The organism is Ideonella sp. (assembly GCF_035254525.1).
Lineage (GTDB): Bacteria > Pseudomonadota > Gammaproteobacteria > Burkholderiales > Burkholderiaceae_C > Ideonella.
This window is the reverse complement of record NZ_DATFAN010000122.1, coordinates 1-2,793: the sequence shown is the minus strand read 5'-3', so window position 1 is coordinate 2,793 and position 2,793 is coordinate 1. Positions and strand designations below refer to the sequence as shown.

The following is a 2,793-nucleotide window of genomic DNA, read 5'->3' as shown; positions in this document are numbered from 1 at the left end:
GGTAACGAAGGCGACACGGCCGGACAAGTCGATGCTGTAAGCCACTGCGATTCCTCTCTGTGCAGGATGCGAAAAGGCACTGCGCGCGAGCGCCGGGCGCGCCGAATAGAATCGAAGCCCCGCCGCGGCGCAGGAGACGCGCGGTGTTTGCGGACCATTATCGACGAGACCCCATGACCCAAGAAGAAATCCTGGCCCAGTTCGGGCCGCGCGAGGCGATGGAATACGACGTGGTGGTGGTGGGCGGCGGCCCCGCCGGCCTGTCGACCGCGATCCACCTGAAGCAGCTCGCTGCGCAGGAGGGCAAGGAGATCTCGGTCGTGGTGCTCGAGAAGGGCTCCGAGCCCGGCGCGCACATCCTCTCGGGCGCAGTGATGGACCCACGCGCGATGAATGAGCTGCTGCCGAACTGGAAGGAGCTCGGCGCGCCGCTCAATCAGCCGGTCACCGGCGACGACATCCTGTTCCTCAGCGAGACGGGCTCGACCCGCACACCCGACTGGCTGGTGCCGCGCAACTTCCACAACGAAGGCTGCTACGTCGTGGCGCTGGGCTACGTGGTGAAGTGGATGGCCCAGCAGGCGGAGAGCCTCGGTGTCGAGATCTTCCCCGGCTTCGCCGCCGCCGAGGTGCTGTACGACGAGCAGGGCCGCGTGCGCGGTGTGGCCACCGGCGACCTCGGCATCGGCAAGGACGGCCAGCCGCACGAGGGCTTCCAGCTCGGCATGGAACTGTGCGCCAAGTACACCGTGTTCGCCGAGGGCGCGCGCGGCCACCTCGGCAAGCAGCTGATCGCCAAGTACCAGCTCGACCAGGGCAAGGACCCGCAGAGCTTCGCGATCGGCATCAAGGAGCTGTGGGAAATCCCGGCCGAGAAGGCCAAGCCCGGCCTGGTGGTGCACACCGCCGGCTGGCCGATGACCGACGACACCTTCGGCGGCGGCTTCCTCTATCACCTCGAGGGCAACAAGGTCACGCTCGGCTTCGTGATCGGGCTGGACTACCAGAACCCCTACATGAGCCCCTTCGACGAGATGCAGCGCTGGAAGACGCACCCCGCGATCCGCGCCCACATCGAAGGCGGCAAGCGCATCGGCTACGGCGCCCGCGCGATCAACAACGGCACGCCGCAGGCGCTGCCGACGACGGTGTTCCCGGGCGGCGCGCTGGTCGGCTGCGACGCCGGCTACCTGAACGCCGCGCGCATCAAGGGCAGCCACGCGGCGATCAAGAGCGGCATGATGTGCGCCGACGCCATCGCCGAAGCGCTGGCCAACGAGCGCTCGCACGACCTGCTGGCCGCCTACCCGGTGGCGTTCGAGCAGAGCTGGCTGAAGGAAGAGCTCGACCAGCAGCGCAACTTCAAGCTCTGGTTCAAGAAGGGCCAGACGGTCGGCAAGCTGATGACCGGCATCGAACAGTGGCTGCTGCCCAAGCTCGGCGTACAGAGCCCGCCGTGGACGCTGCACGCGACCAGGCGCGACCACGAGTGCCTGAAGCCCGCGGCCGAGTGCCAGCCCATCGCCTACCCCAAGGCCGACGGCAAGATCAGCTTCGACAAGCTCTCGTCGGTGTTCGTCAGCAACACCAACCACGAAGAGAACCAGCCGGCGCACCTGACGCTCAAGAACGACAGCGTCCCGGTGCAGGTCAACCTCGCCACCTACGCCGGCCCCGAAAGCCGCTACTGCCCGGCCGGCGTCTATGAATTCGTCAAGAACGAGGACGGCTCGGACCGCCTGCAGATCAACGCGCAGAACTGCGTGCACTGCAAGACCTGCGACATCAAGGATCCGCGGCAAAACATCGTCTGGGTCACGCCCGAGGGCGGCGGCGGGCCGAACTACGCGGGGATGTGAATCTAGGCGGCTTCCGCCTAGATTGCGCGCGACGCATCGAGATTCCCTCGAGCCGATCGCGAGCACGGCCGCCGGCCCGAGCCCTCGCCAGCGGAAACACCTGCTGGCCGACATCTGAACAACGCCGGGCAGGTGGTGGGCTTCTGGTCCGGCGGCGGCCACAGCGGCCACGCGTGGGAAACCAGCTTCTACTGGGATCCCGAGACGAAGTCGATGGCGAATGGCAGATGGTGCTTCTCACCCCGGCCACCAGCGCTCGGCAGGCCGACCGCTGACGGGTTTCAGTCGCTTGATTCGTCGAGCGTCACCGCCTGCTTGCGGGCGTGACCGGCGCGCCAGACCGAGAGCGTGACGCGGTCGCCCGGGCGGTAGCGCTCGAGCGCGGTCAACAGGTCGTCGAAATCGGCCACCGGCTCGTCGTTGACGGCGGTGATCACGTCACCCTGCACGATGCGTCCATCGCTGCCGCGCCTGAAGGGCTGCAGCCCGGCGCGCTGCGCCGCGCCGCCGCTGCTCACGCCCACCAGCGCCACGCCCGATGGCAGGTCCAGCGCACGGCTCAGCGTGACCGACGCGCCGCTGACGCCCAGCGTCGGCCGGACGAAGCGGCCATCCCGGATCAGCCGCGGCACGATGCGGTTGACCTCGTCGACCGGAATCGCGAAGCCGATGCCCGAGCTGCCGCCCGAGGGGCTGTAGATCATCGTGTTGACGCCGATCAGGCGGCCCGCCGAATCGAGCAATGGGCCACCCGAGTTGCCGGGGTTGATCGCCGCGTCGGTCTGGATCACGTTGCGGATGCGCCGCCGCGTGACCGACTCGATCTCGCGGCCGAGCGCCGAGACGATGCCGGTGGTCAGCGTCTGGTCCAGCCCGAAGGGGTTGCCGATCGCGAAAACGCGCTGGCCCACCTGCAGGTCGCGGCTGCTGCCCA

Annotated in this window: 2 protein-coding genes; one reads left to right on the top strand and one right to left on the bottom strand. The window is 68.2% G+C overall.

Going from position 1 to position 2,793, the window contains the following annotated elements; translation table 11 throughout:
- Positions 1 to 173: 173 nt before the first annotated feature.
- Positions 174 to 1,859, top strand: coding sequence for an electron transfer flavoprotein-ubiquinone oxidoreductase (locus VJ693_RS12215; protein WP_324154472.1), 1,686 nt, complete (start codon positions 174 to 176; stop codon positions 1,857 to 1,859).
- Positions 1,860 to 2,140: 281 nt separating this feature from the next.
- Here the strand turns inward: VJ693_RS12215 and VJ693_RS12210 are convergent.
- Positions 2,141 to 2,793: S1C family serine protease (locus VJ693_RS12210; protein ID WP_324154471.1), on the bottom strand; the 653-nt coding region annotated here is incomplete at its 5' end.

What these genes read in the sequence shown, in the direction of transcription:
- VJ693_RS12215 (WP_324154472.1), top strand. Translation starts at nt 174, where the DNA reads ATGACCCAAGAAGAAATCCTGGCCCAGTTCGGGCCGCGCGAGGCGATG.